The following is a 15,017-nucleotide window of genomic DNA, read 5'->3' as shown; positions in this document are numbered from 1 at the left end:
ATGAACGCCGCCCTGCGCGCCCAGCAGCGGTACCGCGAGGACGCCATCCTGTCCGCCCCGCCGGAGCGCCTGGTCACGATGCTCTACGACCGGCTCCTGCTCGACATCGAGCGCGCGGAGACGGCGCAGCGGGCGGCCGACTGGGCCGAGGCCAACACCCAGCTCCAGCACGCGCAGGCGATCGTGGCCGAGCTGTCGTCCTCCCTCACCGACGAATGGAGCGGCAGCGCCGGACTGCGCTCGCTGTACGTGTTCCTGTCGCAGACGCTGATCGGCGCCAACATCGGCCGCGACCCGGAGCGCACCCATGCCTGCCGCGAGCTCGTCGTGCCGCTGCGCGACGCCTGGCACACCGCCGCCCTGGCCGTCGCGGAGGGCCGCGCATGACGGACGAGGACTGGGCCGCGCTGCTGGACAGGCTCGAGGCGGACGCCGACCGGATCCTCGCCGCGCCGGCCGGATCCGTCGAGGTGCATGACATCATCCCCTGGGCGCCGCCGTCCTCGCCGCTCCCGCCGCACCTCGCCGACCGCGCCCGCGCGGTGATCGACCGGCAGCACGCCGCCATGGAACGCGCCCGGTCGGAGCTCGACGGGCTGCGGCAGCACCTCGGCGCCGTCCGCCGGGTTCCGGCACCCCGCCCGCCGGATGCTCCCGCCTACCTCGATGTGGACGGGTGAGCGACCCTCCTAACGAAACCGCACGAACGGCCGACAGTCTCCCGAGAGCACGGATGGCTCGCAAGACTCGGCCAGGGAACGGCCACTTCGCCCACACACGGGGAGCCGGTTCGTGTTCGACTCTGTGACCATCACCGCACTGACGAGTGCGCTGAACGGCCTCTCGCTGCGCCAGCGAGCCATCGCCGACAACATCGCCAACATCAACACCCCCGACTACCACGCCAAGCGTGTGCAGTTCGAGGCGGCGCTCGCCGACTCGATCGCCGCCGGCGACGGGGACGTGTCCGCCACGGTCGGGACCTCGCTCGAGCCGACGCGCTTGAACGGCAACAACGTGAACCTCGACACCGAGACCCTCTCCAGCATCGACACCATGTTGCGCTACCAGTTCGCGACCCAGGCCGTGAACGGGTCGTTCTCCTCGATGCGCACCGCGATGAGGACGTCATGACCTTCGACGCCATCGGGATCGCCGGCACGGGGCTGACCGTGCACCGGAAGTGGCTCGACGCCATCAGCGACAACATCGCCAACATCAACACCGCGACACCCACCGACGGCGCGGCGTTCCGGGCACGCTACATCCTCGCCCAGACCAGCGACCAGTCCCCCGGCGTCTACGTCGCCGGGACCGTCCAGGGCGATGCGGAGGGCCGGCTCGTGCACCAGCCCGACCACCCGCTCGCCGACGCCGACGGCTACGTGCGCTACCCCGACATCGACCTGGGAGACCAGATGAGCCAGCTGATCCTCGCGCAGCGCGGATACCAGGCGAGCGCGGCGATCGTGGACCGCGCCCGCAACTCGTACGAGGCGGCGCTGCAGATCGGACGGAACGCGTGAGCGCCGTGGCCGGCATCGAGGCCGTCGCCTCGTCCCTCGGCATGACCACCTCGCCCGTCACGGGCGCGAAGACGGGCGACGACACGGCCTTCGCGAACAGCGTCACCGGAGCGATCGACGAACTGCGCTCGCTGCAGTCCGAGTCCGACACCCTCAAGGTCGCGGCCGTGACCGGGGACCTCGACGACATCCACGCGGCGATGATCGCGTCCTCGCGCGCCGCCGTCACCCTCGAACTCGTCGCCGCCGTCCGCAACAAGGGCGTCGACGCGTTCAACGAGATCATGCGGATGCAGGCCTGATGCCCCCGGCAGTGACCGGGGCGTTCCAGCGGATGCGGCGGGTGGTCGCCGGATTCTCGCTCGCGCAGCGGACCATCGCCATCATCGGTATCGCGGTGCTCGCGCTCGGCATCATCGCGCTGTCCAGCTGGCTCAGCCGCCCCACCTACACCCCGCTGTTCTCGGGATTGAACGCCTCGGACGCGAACGCCGTGGTGGAGCAGCTGCGCTCCGCCTCCGTGCCCTACGAGCTCGCCGACGGCGGCGCCACGGTGCTCGTCCCCGAGAAGGACGTGTACGACCAGCGGCTCGCCGCCGCTTCCGCCGGGCTGCCGAGCGCCGGATCGGCCGGGTACTCGCTGCTGGACGACATGGGTGTCACCACGAGCGAGTTCCAGCAGTCGGTCACCTACAAGCGCGCGATCGAGGGCGAGCTCGCCGCGACGATCTCCGCCATCGACGGCGTCTCCGCCGCGTCGGTGCAGCTCGCCATCCCGGAGGAGAGCGTCTTCGTGTCGGAGACCGTCGATGCGACCGCCTCCGTGTTCGTGGAGACCGCCGGACGCACGACGCTCGACCAGAAGCAGGTCGAGGCCATCGTGCACCTCACCTCGGCGGCCGTCAGCGGCATGAAGCCGGAGAATGTCGCCGTGGTCGATCAGACCGGGCGCACGCTCTCGACCGTGGGCGGCGGGGCCACCGGCGGACTCGATCAGCAGGCGAGCGACTACGAGGCCCGCGTGGCCGCGAGCGTGCAGCAGATGCTCGACACCGTGGTCGGCCCGGGGAATGCGACCGTGACCGTCGTCGCCGAGATCGACCGCTCGGTGAACGAACGCGTCGAGGAGACCTACACGCCGGCCGAGGGCGCTCCCCCGCTCACCGAGGAGGTCCGTGAGCAGAACAGCAACGGATCGACCTCCGAGGCCGGGGTCCTGGGTCCGGACAACATCGCCGTGCCGAACGGGAACGGCGACGGCACTTACACGAACACCGAGGAGACGCGCACCAACGCCGTCAACAAGGCCACGGAGAGCACCTCCACTCCCGCCGGCACCCTGCTGCGGCAGTCCGTGTCGGTCGCCGTGGACGCCGGGGCCGGGGGCGACCTCAGCTCCGCCCAGCTCAGCGACCTCGTGGCCACCGCCGCCGGCATCGACCGCACCCGCGGCGACGAGCTCGCCGTCGAACTCGTCGCCTTCAGCCTGACCGATGCCGAGGCCGCGCAGGCCGCGCTGCAGGCGGCGAAGGAGGCCGAAGAGGGTGCCCGTCAGGCCGCCCTCCTGAACACCGTCATCATCGCGGCCGCCATCGCCATCCCGCTCATCGCCGCGATCGCCGCCCTCATCGTCCGCTCCCGGCGGAAGGCGCGCGGCGTGGAGGAGTTCGACCAGCTCTTCGGCGATCGTCCTGTCGAGCTGTCTGCGCTCTCGGCGGACGCGCCGACGGCCGTGCTGGAGGCGCCGACCACGCCGCTCGCCTTCCTCGAGCCGGTACCCGACCTCGACCCGGATCCCGAGCCCGAGCCCACGCAGATCAGCCTCGAGCGCCGCCGCGCCGAGATCGCCGCGCTCACCCGTCAGGATCCGCAGCGCACCGCGGAGCTGCTGCGCACCCTCATCGACGACAGGTCGCGGGTATGAGCGGACTGACGGATCGGCAGACGGCCGCGATCGTCCTGATGAACCTCGACCGCGCGCAGGCCGTCGAGGTCATGAAGCACCTCTCCGAGGCGGAGGCCGAGGCCGTCGCCGCCGAGATCATCGGGCTGCAGGATCTCGACGCGGAGACGACGGTCCAGGCGCTGGGGCAGTTCCATCGCATCGCCGCGGGGCACCTCCCTCCGGCGCGCGGCGGACGCGACATCGCCGCGGGCCTGCTGGAGGCCTCGTTCGGCTCAGAGCGGGCGGCAGCCGTGCTCGGCCGGGTCGGCTCGACGTCGATGAGCGCGTCGTTCGACTTCCTCGCCTCCGCCGACGCCGCCCACCTCGCCACGCTCCTCGACGGGGAGCTGCCGCAGACCGTCGCCCTGGTGCTCGCCCATCTCCCCGCCGAACAGGCCGCCGCCGTCCTCGCTGCGCTGCCCGATCCGGCGCGGACCGACGTCGCCCAGGCCATCGCCACCATGGGCACCGCCTCGCAGGAGGCCATCGTCATCGTCGCCGACGCCCTCAAGGCCCGGACCGGCAGCCTCGCCTCGCGGGACAGCCCCGAGGTGCTCGGCGGCGTCGAGCCGCTGGTGGAGATCATCGGGCGTTCGGGAGCGACGATCGAGAAGGCGCTGCTGGCCAGCATCGAGGACCGCGACAGCGCCCTCGCCGAGGACATCCGCTCGCGCATGTTCACGTTCGCGGACATCGTCAAGCTCGACGACCGGGACACCCAGCGCGTGCTGCGGGGCATGGACATCCGCTCCCTGGCTCTCGCCCTCAAGGGGGCGCAGCAGCCGATCGTCGACCTCATCCGCCGCAACGTGTCCGAGCGCAACCGCGAGAACCTCGACGAGGAGGCCCGGACCCTGGGCCCGGTGCGCGTCTCCCAGGTCGAGGAGGCGCGGGCCGAGATCGTCCGGACGATCCGTGCCCTGGAGGCCGCGGGAGACATCACCGTGCAGCGGGCGGACGAGGACGAATATGTCTACTGACGCCTTCGCCCCCGCTGCGTTCCCCCGGCTCGGCGGCTCCGACCACCGCGCGGATCAGGAGCGCGCCCGCCGCCGCGGGTACGCGGAGGGACACGCCGCGGGCTTCCGGGCGGGCGCGGCCGACGCCGACGCCGCCCGTCGCGTCGCCGAGGCCGAGCTGGCCGAACGGGAGCGCGCCCGCGCCGCGGACGTCACCGCCGCCGTCGCCGCCCTGCACGCCGCCGCGCGGTCCCTCGCCGCCCGAGAGGCGGAGCTGGAGTCCGCTGCGACGAGCCAGGTGCACTCCCATGCGATCGACCTCGCGGAACTGATCATCGCCGCGGAGCTGAGCGACGCAGGAGCGTCGGCCGCCGCCGCGGCCCGCCGCGCCCTGAGCGCGACCGATGCGGCCGCCGTACGTCGCCTCCGTCTGCACCCGGACGACCTCCGCGTCCTCTCCGCGGAGGCCGGCGAGGACATCTCCGGACTCACGCTCGTGCCCGACGAGAACCTCACCCGCGGCGACGCCGTGGCCGTGCTGGAGCACGGTGTCATCGACGCCAGGGTGGGGACCGCCCTCGACCGGGCGCGCCGCGCGGTCGCGGAGGCCGCGCCGTGAGCGCCTGGACGACGGTGCTCGAGGCGGCGCGTCCGGAACGGATCGGCGAGGTCTCGCAGGTCCGCGGCCTCAGCGTGCAGGTCCGCGGGCTCGACGGCGCCGTGGGGGACGTGGTGACGCTCGACGGCATCGACGCCGAGGTCGTCGCGACCGGGGAGGACGGGCTGCGCTGCATGCCGCTCGCCTCGGTCGCCGGGCTCACCGTCGGCGCCCCCGTGCGCGGCCGCGGCGGCCCGGTGAGGGTTCCCACCGGATCGGCGCTGCTCGGCCGGGTCCTGGACGGGCTCGGACGCCCCATCGACGGGAAGGGTCCGCTCGCGGCGCCGCACGTGAGCCTGGATCACGACACCCCCTCGATCATGGAGCGCGACCGCATCGACACCGCGCTCCCCCTCGGCGTGCGCGCCCTCGACACCCTCGTCAGCGTCGGCCGCGGACAGCGCGTCGGCCTGTTCGCGGGGTCAGGGGTCGGGAAGTCGTCGCTGCTGTCGATGATCGCCCGCGGCACCGAGGCCGAGGTCACCGTGATCGCCCTCGTCGGCGAGCGCGGTCGCGAGGTGCGGGAGTTCATCGAGGACGATCTGGGGCCGGAGGGACTCGCCCGGTCCGTCGTCATCGTCTCGACCTCGGACCAGCCGGCCATGGCCCGCATCCGTGCTGCCTTCACCGCCACCCGGATCACGGAGGCCTTCCGCGACGAGGGCGCCCACGCGATCCTCATGATGGACTCGTTGACCCGGGTCGCGATGGCCCAGCGCGAGATCGGGCTCTCCGCGGGTGAGCCGCCGGCCACCCGCGGCTACCCGCCGTCCACCTTCTCCCTCCTCGCCGGGTTGCTGGAGCGCGCCGGCACCGACCGCGCCGGGTCCATCACCGGCATCTACACCGTGCTCGTCGACGGCGACGACCACAACGAGCCCATCGCCGACACGGTCCGCTCCATCCTCGACGGCCACGTGGTGCTGGATCGCGCCCTCGCCCTCGCCGGCCACCACCCCGCGATCGACGTCCTCGGGTCCGTGTCCCGCGTGGCCGGCAAGATCACGAGTCCGGAGCGCCGTGCACAGGCGGCCACCCTCCGCGCCGTGCTCGCTGCCCGACGCCGTGCGAACGACCTCATCGACATCGGGGCCTACCACGCCGGTGCCGACGCCCGCATCGACGCGGCGATCGCCCACGAGCGCGCCATCTCGGCCTTCCTCACCCAGCCGCTCGACGAGACGAGCGCGATCGAGGAGTCCTGGACGCGGCTGGACGGCCTCGTCTCCGCCTTCGAGGGGGTGTCATGAGCAGAGGGTTCTCTCTCGCCGGTCTCCTGCGCGTGCGGGAGATCCAGGAGCGCGCCGCCGCGCAGCGCCTCTCGCGCGCGGTCATCGACGCGCAGCACACCGAGGCCAGGGACCGGGCCCTGCGCGCACACCTGGCCGGTACCGACACGGAGGCCGTCGACGTGCGCACCCTCGCTGCGCTCGCCGCGGCCCGGGTCTCCGGGCGGGCGCTGCTCGCCGACCTCACCGCGCTGGCCGACCTCCAGCAGGAGACGGTCGCGGAGGCGCGATCCGCGCACGCGGACGCCCGGCGCACGCTCCGCGGCCTCGAACGACTCGCGGACAACCACGCGGTAGCCATGCGGACGGCCGACCTGCACGCCGAGCAGGCGGAGCTCGACGAGATCGCCGCGCGCTCGCGGACGGAGGAGACGGCATGACCGCGCTCGACCTCCTCACCGCCCTGGATGCCCGCCCCGTGCGTCCCTCCGCCGCAGCCGCACGCGCCGGCTCGCCCGGTGCGACCGCGTTCGCCGAGGCTGTGCGCGATGCGGTGCGGGAGACGGCGGCCCCCGGTCCCGGTGCGACCGACGACCCCGGCAGCGCCGCGGAGACCACGACCGAGGCCGAGCCTGCCGCCACCGTTCCGGTCGAGGGCGCCGCGACCGTCTCACCGCTGCTCCCCGCCCCGCCGACTCCCGCGGGTGCCGGCGCGCCACTCGTGCCAACCCTCTCCGCCGAATCGGACGCACCTCCGGCGACGACGGAGACACCCACGGCGGTCTCGCCTCCGCGCCTCCCGTCCGCCGCCGGGCAGGACGCCCTCCTCGTACCCGGCGAGGGCACGGCCGGCGCCGCGGCGACGCCCGCCTCCGGGGAGACCGTGGGTACCCCCTCCTCCGCCTCGCCGTCCGACGCCGGGGACGCCGTGGCGGTCCCGCTCCTCCCGACGTCGGTGCCGCCCTCCGCACCGTCTCCGGACCCGGCGACCGTCCGACCGGGCCTGCGGCCCCCCACCCCGGGTCGAGAGACCGGAGAAGTCGCGCCCCCCGGCACCGCCGTCGGGAACGGGACGGCCACCGGAACCGACCTCTCCCTGCCCCGAGTCTCCGCAGCCGCGCCGGCTCGCACGTCGACCGTGCCCTCGACCTCCGCTGCAGAGGCGACGACCGCCGACGACGCGGTCCCGGTACCGGCGGCACCCTCGATCCCCGCATCGGTCGCCCCGCCGGCCGCGGCCCCGCCGAGCGTCGATCCCGTGGCCGCGGGGTCCGCTGCCGCCCCGAGCCCGGTCGTCGCCACCGCTCTCGCCCCCGCGGCACCGCCGAGCGCGGTCGCCGCGCCGGCCCGCCCGGCTCTCCTCCCGCAGGTGGCGGCCCCCGTGGTGTCCCTCGCCCAGGCCCCGGACGGAGACCACCGGATCACGCTGACCGTCTCGCCGGAGAACCTCGGCCCCGTGACCGTGCGCGCCCTCATCGCCGGGTCCACGATCCGCATCGAGCTGCACGCACCCGGCGAGCTCGGGCGGGACGCGCTGCGCGCCATCCTCGGCGACCTCCGCCGTGATCTCGCGATCGCCGCTCCGCAGGCGACCCTCAGCCTCACCACGTCGGACGGCTCGCCCTCCTCGCCGCAGCACGGAGGGACGGGCGGTCAGACCGGGAACGGCGGCGCCGACGCCCAGCGGCACCAGGCGGCCGCGCGCGCCTCCGCCGTCCCGCCGACACCGGCAGAAGTTCCACCCCCGCCCCCGCCCGCACCGCCCGTCGCTCCGCTCGGCGGCATCGACGTCTACGCCTGACCAGAGAGGACCCCATGACCACGGTCGACTCCATCACCGGCACCCTCCCCCCGGGTGCCACGCCGACGTCCGGTGTGCAGACCGGCAGCACGACCCCGGCGACCGAGCGCAAGAAGACGCTCGACTCCGAGGTGTTCCTCAAGCTGCTCGTGACCCAGCTCACCAACCAGGACCCGAGCTCCCCGATGAACACGAACGAGATGATCTCGCAGACCACGCAGCTCGCCTCCATGGAGCAGCTGACGGCGCTCGCCTCGACGAGCACCGAGAGCTTCGCCCTCAGCATGCGGCAGACCGCCGCCGCCCTCCTCGGGCAGGAAGCGCAGTACGTCGACGCCGACGGTGTCACCCAGAAGGGCATCGTCACCGCGGTCTCCTATGCGGGAGCCATCCCCACCGTGACCATCGGAGAGAAGTCGATCCCCCTCGACGCCGTCTCCGGCGTCTCCCTCGTCCCCGGCACCGCTGCCTGACCCCGCTCCCCAGAAAGGCATCACCATGCTCCGTTCCCTCTTCTCCGGAATCTCCGGACTCCGCTCGCACCAGACCATGCTCGACGTCACGGGCAACAACATCGCCAACGTCAACACGACCGGCTTCAAGGCCTCGTCCGTGCAGTTCCAGGACTCCCTCTCGCAGCTGCTGCGCAACTCGATGCTGCCGCAGCAGGCGACGGGCGGACAGAACCCGGCCCAGGTCGGGCTCGGTGTGCAGGTCGCCGGGATCAGCACCAACTTCGCCGGCGGTGCCCCGCAGCCGACCGGCGTTCCCACCGACCTGATGATCTCGGGCGACGGGTTCTTCGTCGTCCGCTCCGGTGGCGAGACGCTGTACACCCGCAACGGCGGCTTCACCTTCGACGCGAGCGGCCGTCTGGTCGGCGCCGGCGGCGCGCTCGTCCAGGGGTGGACGGCGCGCAACGGCGCGATCGTCCCCGGCCAGGGCATCGGCGACATCACCCTCCCGGTCGGCGCCCTCAGCCCGGCCGCGGCCACCACCACCGCGCGCGCCACGGGCAACCTGCCCTCCGGCGCCCCGGTCGGCGAGACGCTCGTGCGCGACATCAAGACCTACGGCGCCGACGGCTCCGCCTCCACCCTGCGCCTGACCTTCACGCGCAGCGCGACCGGGTGGGACGTCACGGACGGCGCGGGCGCGAGCACCGCGCTGACCTTCACCGACGGCGTGCAGAACGGCGCCGGCAGCATCGTGTCCGGCGGCGTCACCGTCGACCTGTCCGGGGTGACCGGTTTCGCCGACGTCAGCGACATCGCCATCAAGGAGCAGAACGGCAAGCCGGCCGGCACGCTGAGCTCCTACGCCCTGACGAACGACGGCAGCCTCGTCGGCACGTTCAGCAACGGCGACACCCAGGTGCTGGCCCGCATCGCGCTCGCCGGCTTCGTCAACCCCGGGGGTCTGGAGAAGGTCGGCTCGTCGCAGTTCCGTCCGAGCGGCAACTCGGGTCAGGCCGAGCTCGGACAGCCCGGCACCGGCGGCCTCGGCGGCATCATCAGCGGTGCTCTGGAGATGTCGAACGTCGACCTCTCCCAGGAGTTCACGAACCTCATCGTCGCGCAGCGCGGTTTCCAGGCGAACGCCCGCATCATCACCACCAGCGACGAGGTGCTCCAGGAGCTCACCAACCTCAAGCGCTGACCCCTCCCCGAGACCCCGCTTTCGCGCCGAGGCCCCGCCGTATCCACGTGGATACGGCGGGGCCTCGGCGACAACACGGGGTTTCGGGCGCCTCAGACGTAGATGCCGCGCTGCTCCATGAAGCGCACCGGGTTCGTGTACCCGCCGTTGATGTAGACCTCGAAGTGGAGGTGGCATCCGAACGATCGCCCGGTGTCACCGGCATAGGCGATGACCTGGCCGGAGCGCACCCACTGTCCGCTGCGCACGTTGATGCCGCCCGGCTTGATGTGGGCGTATCCCGTGCTGATGCCGCCGCCGTGCTGGATGCGGATGTAGTTGCCGTAGTTCCCGTTCGGTCCGGCATAGTCGACCGTGCCGGAGTTCGCGGCGTAGATCGCGGCGCCGCAGCCGTTGGCGAGGTCCGCACCGTAGTGGAAACTCGACGAGCAGCCCTGAGGACCGCAGATGGGGGTGCGCGGGCCGTAGCTCGAGCTGCGCGCGCCGCCGTGCGGGCGGACCCAGCCACCGTTGCCCGCGGAGCCGCCGCCACCACCGCCGCCGCCGCCGCCACCGCCACCACCGCCGCTGGTCCCCCGAGCGGCAGCTGCCGCCGCCGCGGCCGCCGCAGCCGCCTCGCGCTTGCGGCGGGCTTCCTCTTCCCGCCGCCGCGCCTCGACGCCCGCCTGGTACCCCGCGACCGTCTTGGTCGTGGTGTCCTTGAGGGCGGCCAGCTGCGCCTTGAGGGTCTCGAGGTTCGCCGCCTGCTCGTCGAGTGCGGCCTGCGCGGCGTCCGCGGCCTGCTGCGCCGCGACCATCTTCTGCTCGGCGACCTGCTGCAGGCGGTCGCGCTCGTCCCGGGCGACGTCGGCCTGCGCCGTCAGCGCCTGGGCGGTGTCGCGCGCCGAAACGGCGTTGTCGTAGGTGGTCTGGTTGTACTCGAGGAACTTGTTCATCGTGCCGAGGCGCGACAGGAGTTCGTCGGCGTTGGCGCCTGACCCTGCGAAGAACAGCTCCAGAGCGGTGTCGTCCCCGCCGCTGCGGTACAGCTGGGCGGCGACCTGACCGGCTTTCTTCGCCGTCTCCTCCGCGAGCGCCGACTGCTCGTCGGCCTGAGCCTGCAGGGTCTCCGCCTCCGTGATGGCCGCGAAGTACGCCTGCTGGGCCTCGTAGAACTCGTCCGACGCGACCTGCGCCGCCGCCTGGGTCTCGGCGACCTTGCGCTCGAGGGACTGGATCAACCCCTGGATCCGGGTGACCTCACCGGCCTTGGCCGCCTCGTTGTTCTTCGCCCGCTGGACGTCGTCCCAGCTCGGGTAGGACGCCGCGTGCGCGGCGGTGACGCCGGACCCGACGCCGAAGGCGGCGAGCGCGACCACGCCCAGCGCCCCGATCCCGAAGGCGCTGCGGCGGCTGACCGGCTGGCGCCACAGCGCGCCCCGCTCGGCCGCCGTCGGCGCGCAGCCGCATTCCTCGGCCGCCGTCGCCGCGGCCTTCTCCACGTTCCGATCCCGCACAAGGCTCCCTTCGCCCGCTGCTCATCGTCCCCCGCCCCTGATCCCTATCGGCGACGACGCGCCCGTCGTGAGGAAGATCCCCGTCCGCTCGGGCACCGGCGCTAACGACGCGCAGCGCCCGGCCGACAGTCCCCTCCGACAGCCCAGGACGGGCCGTCGGTTCCCCGCTTCCGGGCGGGGCGAGCTTTTCCAGGATGGAGCCCATGATCGTCCTCACGCGCCTGAACCGTTCCCGGTTCGCGGTGAACCCCGACCTGATCGAACGTGTCCAGGCCACGCCGGACACGACGATCACGATGGTCGACGGCGCGACCTTCGTCGTCACGGATACGATGGACGACGTGATCGCCCGCATCACCCGGTTCCGCGCCGGTGTCCTCGCGACCGCCGCCGCGCTGGTCGCGGCCGGCACCGAGGACCCCCTGCCCGGCGCTGACGTGACGGGAGGGGACGCCTGATGGATCCGTCTCTCATCCTCGGGCTCGTCCTCGCGTTCGGCGCCCTGATCGCCATGATCAACCTGGAGGGCGCGACGGTCGGGTCGCTCCTGCTCCCGGCTCCCATGGTGCTCGTCTTCGGCGCCACGATCGCGGTCGGGCTCGCCAGCGGCACGCTGCGCGACGCCCTGCACGCCGTGAAGTCCCTCCCCCGCGCCTTCCGCGGCGAGCGGCGCACCGCGCAGAGCACGATCGACACCGTGGTCGGCTACGCGGAGAAGGCCCGCTCCGAGGGCCTGCTCGCGCTGGAGCAGGGTCTGGACGAGGAGAAGGACCCGTTCCTGCGGCAGGCCCTGCAGAGCATCGCCGACGGCACGGACGCGGAGGACCTGCGGGTGCTCCTCGAGGACGAGCTCACGTCCACCGCCGCCCGGAACCGCACCGCCTCGCGCTTCTACATGACCCTCGGCGGGTTCGCTCCCACGGTGGGCATCATCGGCACGGTGGTCAGCCTCACCCACGTGCTGGAGAAGCTCGACAAGCCGGACACGCTCGGCCCGATGATCGCCGCGGCCTTCGTCGCCACGCTGTGGGGCCTGCTGTCGGCGAACTTCATCTGGCTGCCGATCGGCGGCCGGCTGCAGCGCCTCGGCGAGCTGGAGCTCGAACGCATGACGGTGCTGATGGAGGGCATGCTCGCCGTGCAGGCCGGCGCCGCCCCCGCCCACGTCCGCGAACGTCTGAGCGCGCTCGTCTCCGACCGCTCCCCCGGCCGCTCCCGCCGCCGCGAGCAGCCCGCGGAGACGGAGGCGCACGAGGACCTCTTCTCATGAGCGTGCGCACCCGACGCCGCGTCCAGGAGTCCGAGCACAGCGGACCGGACGAGCGCTGGATGGCGTCCTACCTCGACATGGTCACGGTGCTCATGTGCATGTTCATCGTGCTGTTCGCGATGTCGACGGTCGACCAGGAGAAGTTCGAGGCCCTCAGCGCCTCGCTCGCGACGGGTTTCGGCCAGGAGCCCTCGGACGACGTCGACGTGACCAGCGGCGTGGTCGTGCCTCCGGAGCTCATCGACGACGAGGGCCAGGACTTCGCCGACACGGGCCTGGAGGCCGCGGAGCGCGAGTTCGACGAGCTGTCCGCCCTGCGCGAGCGGCTGCGTCAGGTCCTCGCCGAACGGGGACTGGAGACCGACGTCACCTTCACGATCGATGAGCGCGGGCTGACCATCGGACTGGTGAGCGCCGAGACCTTCTTCACCACCAACAGCACGGATCTCAGTCCGGCCGCGACGCAGGTGCTGGACGCCCTGGGTTCGGTCCTCGTCTCCGCGCCGAACGAGATCTCGGTGGAGGGGCACGCCGACGCCCGCGGCTCGGTCGCACCCTTCCCGACCAACTGGGAGCTCTCGGCCGGACGCTCGACCCAGGTGCTGCGCTATCTCGTGGAGGCAGCCGGCCTGCCCCCCGCACACCTCAAATCCGTGGGCTTCGGCGACACCCGTCCGGTGGCCGCCGGGAGCACCCCCGAGCAGCTCGCCGAGAACCGCCGCGTGGACATCGTCATCCTCTCCGACGCCAGCGAGGAGGTGCGAGCGCTGATCCCTGCCGCGGGTGCTGCGCAGACCTCCCCCTGACCTGCCCCTAACGCACGCCGATCACCGCCCGATAGTCGGGTTCGTGGTGATGGATGACGGCGTGCGCTCGCGAGTGCGCGCGGAAACGGCGACCGCCGACGTCGAGGTCTACGACTTCGGCCGGGCGGCGACGCTGTCGCGCGAGCACGCCCGCACCCTGGAGCTCGCGTTCGAGACGTTCGCCCGGCAATGGTCGGCCCAGCTCTCGGGCAAGATCCACGTGCGCGCGACCATCGCCGTCGAGCACGTGGGCATGCTGACGTACGGCGAGTACGCGCAGTCGCTGCCCACGACCACGACCATGATCGTGTGCGCGCTGCCGGATTCCGACGAGCGCCTGATCGTGCAGGTGCCGATCCCGACCGCGACCTCCTGGATCGTGCAGATGGTCGGCGGCCGGGTCACCGCCACCGCCGAGGACCGCACGTTCACCCCGATCGAGCAGGCGCTGATCCGGTCGTTGATCGGCGACGCGATCGATCACCTCACCGGCAGCCTCGACGGACTGCTGCCCACCGGGGTCGCCGTCGCCGGCATCCAGTACAGCTCCCAGTTCGCTCAGGTCGCCGCCGCCGGGGAGCCGGTGATCGTGGCGCGTCTGTCGATGCGCCACGGCGGCCGGACCGTCCCCGCCAGCATCATGCTCCCCGCCTCGGTGCTCGCCGGCTTCGCGGTGCGCGCCTCCGACGCCGACCGCTCCGAGACCCCCGGTCTCGTGCGCCGCCAGGTGGAATCGACTCCGGTCGAGATCGCGCTCCGGCTGGCACCGCGGACCGTGCTGCCCCGTGAGGTGCTCGACCTCGCCGTCGGGGATCTGCTGCCCCTGCCGCATGCCGCCGACCGTCCGATGCTCCTCACCGTCGGCGATCAGACCGTCGCGACGGCGGCCGTCGGCAGTGCCGGTGCCCGCCTCGCCTGCGTCGTGACCGCCACCGTCCCCGAAACCGCCCCCGCTCAGGAGTCCGCGTGATCAGCACCACCGCCTACGAGTCCGCCGTCGCCGCCGCGTTCGCGGCGCGACTGCCCACCGCCGCACCGGTCACCGCCCGCGCCTCCCAGGCGTCCGGGGATACCGGGGAGGCCGTCGTGGCGCAGTTCGTCGGAGAGGCGAGCGCGCAGCTCGCCGTGCAGCTCCTCGACGCCGACGTGCTGGTCGACGGCCTCGGGGACCGTCCGCTCACGGACCGGCTCCTGGATGCGCTCGAGGCCGCCGCGACCGCCCTCGGCCCTGGGCTGCTGGGCGAGGCGGCGGTCGGCGACGCCTCGGCCGTCTTCGCCGACCCGCAGACCCAGCTCTTCGACCTCGTGGACCACACCGAGCGGACCATCGGCCGACTCGCGGTGCGGATCACGCATCGCCCGGCGCGTCCGACGGGAGCCGACGGCCGCCTGCACCGCATCGCGGGCGTCGAGATGGAGCTCACGGTGGAGATCGGCCGCACCCGCATGGCGGTCCGCGACGTGCTCGACCTCGAGCCGGGTCGCATCGTGGAGCTCGACCGCTCCGCGGGAGCCCCGGCGGACGTCAAGCTCAACGGACGCACGATCGCACACGGCGAGGTCGTCGTCGTGGATCAGGACTACGCGGTGCGGATCACCCGCATCCTCGAGAACGTCGAGGCCTGACCCTGGACGACCTCCTGCTCGCGCTGCGGGTCGGGCTGTCGC

General features: G+C 72.9%; 19 protein-coding genes. 18 read left to right on the top strand and 1 reads right to left on the bottom strand.

The window, feature by feature from the left end; genetic code table 11:
• The 13 genes from fliS to AB0310_RS00545 all read left to right on the top strand — a co-directional run bounded on the left by fliS (window position 1) and on the right by AB0310_RS00545 (window position 9,777).
• Complete coding sequence (fliS, locus tag AB0310_RS00605; protein WP_363445957.1) at window positions 1-387, top strand: flagellar export chaperone FliS; 387 nt, start codon at window positions 1-3, stop codon at window positions 385-387.
• The gene (locus AB0310_RS00600) at window positions 384-680 is read left to right on the top strand and encodes a hypothetical protein (protein ID WP_363445537.1); all 297 of its coding nucleotides are present in this window, start codon (window positions 384-386) and stop codon (window positions 678-680) included. Before fliS ends, AB0310_RS00600 begins: the two co-directional genes overlap by 4 nt.
• A 112-nt stretch (window positions 681-792) precedes the next feature.
• A complete protein-coding gene (flgB, locus tag AB0310_RS00595) occupies window positions 793-1,134 on the top strand; it encodes a flagellar basal body rod protein FlgB (RefSeq protein ID WP_025104347.1) in 342 nt (113 codons plus the stop codon).
• Window positions 1,131-1,526 carry a flagellar basal body rod protein FlgC gene (locus tag AB0310_RS00590; RefSeq protein WP_071327494.1) on the top strand — a complete coding sequence of 132 codons (396 nt, stop codon included), beginning with the start codon at window positions 1,131-1,133 and terminating at the stop codon, window positions 1,524-1,526. Before flgB ends, AB0310_RS00590 begins: the two co-directional genes overlap by 4 nt.
• A 41-nt stretch (window positions 1,527-1,567) precedes the next feature.
• Window positions 1,568-1,828: a flagellar hook-basal body complex protein FliE gene (fliE, locus tag AB0310_RS00585; protein ID WP_051582258.1), complete on the top strand. Its 261-nt coding sequence runs from the start codon at window positions 1,568-1,570 to the stop codon at window positions 1,826-1,828.
• Complete coding sequence (fliF, locus tag AB0310_RS00580; protein ID WP_366236362.1) at window positions 1,828-3,450, top strand: flagellar basal-body MS-ring/collar protein FliF; 1,623 nt, start codon at window positions 1,828-1,830, stop codon at window positions 3,448-3,450. Before fliE ends, fliF begins: the two co-directional genes overlap by 1 nt.
• Window positions 3,447-4,451: a flagellar motor switch protein FliG gene (fliG, locus tag AB0310_RS00575; RefSeq protein ID WP_187663408.1), complete on the top strand. Its 1,005-nt coding sequence runs from the start codon at window positions 3,447-3,449 to the stop codon at window positions 4,449-4,451. Before fliF ends, fliG begins: the two co-directional genes overlap by 4 nt.
• Window positions 4,441-5,049: a FliH/SctL family protein gene (locus AB0310_RS00570; protein WP_259955191.1), complete on the top strand. Its 609-nt coding sequence runs from the start codon at window positions 4,441-4,443 to the stop codon at window positions 5,047-5,049. The genes fliG and AB0310_RS00570 overlap by 11 nt, the downstream gene beginning before the upstream one ends.
• Window positions 5,046-6,338, top strand: coding sequence for a FliI/YscN family ATPase (locus tag AB0310_RS00565; RefSeq protein ID WP_366236361.1), 1,293 nt, complete (start codon window positions 5,046-5,048; stop codon window positions 6,336-6,338). Before AB0310_RS00570 ends, AB0310_RS00565 begins: the two co-directional genes overlap by 4 nt.
• Window positions 6,335-6,757, top strand: a complete 423-nt coding sequence (locus tag AB0310_RS00560; protein WP_187663405.1) for a hypothetical protein — start codon at window positions 6,335-6,337, stop codon at window positions 6,755-6,757. Before AB0310_RS00565 ends, AB0310_RS00560 begins: the two co-directional genes overlap by 4 nt.
• The gene (locus AB0310_RS00555; RefSeq protein ID WP_366236360.1) at window positions 6,754-8,118 is read left to right on the top strand and encodes a flagellar hook-length control protein FliK; all 1,365 of its coding nucleotides are present in this window, start codon (window positions 6,754-6,756) and stop codon (window positions 8,116-8,118) included. Before AB0310_RS00560 ends, AB0310_RS00555 begins: the two co-directional genes overlap by 4 nt.
• 14 nt (window positions 8,119-8,132) lie before the next feature.
• Entirely contained in the window at window positions 8,133-8,591 is a 459-nt protein-coding gene (locus tag AB0310_RS00550; protein WP_136050650.1) for a flagellar hook assembly protein FlgD, read from the top strand.
• 25 nt (window positions 8,592-8,616) lie between these two features.
• Window positions 8,617-9,777 carry a flagellar hook protein FlgE gene (locus AB0310_RS00545; protein ID WP_363587746.1) on the top strand — a complete coding sequence of 387 codons (1,161 nt, stop codon included), beginning with the start codon at window positions 8,617-8,619 and terminating at the stop codon, window positions 9,775-9,777.
• Between the two features lie 92 nt (window positions 9,778-9,869).
• Here AB0310_RS00545 and AB0310_RS00540 read toward each other — a convergent pair whose 3' ends face one another.
• Complete coding sequence (locus AB0310_RS00540; RefSeq protein WP_366236359.1) at window positions 9,870-11,258, bottom strand: M23 family metallopeptidase; 1,389 nt, start codon at window positions 11,256-11,258, stop codon at window positions 9,870-9,872.
• Between the two features lie 218 nt (window positions 11,259-11,476).
• On the opposite strand from AB0310_RS00540, the gene AB0310_RS00535 reads away from it, so the two are divergent.
• Genes AB0310_RS00535 through fliN form a run of 5 tightly spaced genes read left to right on the top strand, consistent with a single transcriptional unit; the run spans window position 11,477 to window position 14,975 of the window.
• Window positions 11,477-11,731 (top strand): flagellar FlbD family protein, encoded by a 255-nt coding sequence (locus tag AB0310_RS00535; protein ID WP_366236358.1) that lies wholly within the window; start codon window positions 11,477-11,479, stop codon window positions 11,729-11,731.
• Window positions 11,731-12,543: a motility protein A gene (locus AB0310_RS00530; RefSeq protein ID WP_071327503.1), complete on the top strand. Its 813-nt coding sequence runs from the start codon at window positions 11,731-11,733 to the stop codon at window positions 12,541-12,543. The genes AB0310_RS00535 and AB0310_RS00530 overlap by 1 nt, the downstream gene beginning before the upstream one ends.
• A complete protein-coding gene (locus AB0310_RS00525) occupies window positions 12,540-13,349 on the top strand; it encodes an OmpA/MotB family protein (RefSeq protein ID WP_187663400.1) in 810 nt (269 codons plus the stop codon). The genes AB0310_RS00530 and AB0310_RS00525 overlap by 4 nt, the downstream gene beginning before the upstream one ends.
• Window positions 13,350-13,398: 49 nt before the next feature.
• Window positions 13,399-14,319, top strand: a complete 921-nt coding sequence (locus AB0310_RS00520; protein ID WP_232089266.1) for a flagellar motor switch protein FliM — start codon at window positions 13,399-13,401, stop codon at window positions 14,317-14,319.
• A complete protein-coding gene (gene fliN / locus AB0310_RS00515) occupies window positions 14,316-14,975 on the top strand; it encodes a flagellar motor switch protein FliN (RefSeq protein WP_187663398.1) in 660 nt (219 codons plus the stop codon). Before AB0310_RS00520 ends, fliN begins: the two co-directional genes overlap by 4 nt.
• Window positions 14,976-15,017 lie beyond the last annotated feature (42 nt).

This window comes from Microbacterium meiriae, from assembly GCF_040702565.1.
In the GTDB taxonomy this organism is placed as follows: Bacteria; Actinomycetota; Actinomycetes; order Actinomycetales; family Microbacteriaceae; genus Microbacterium; species Microbacterium meiriae.
This window is presented reverse-complemented; position numbering and strand designations above follow the sequence as displayed.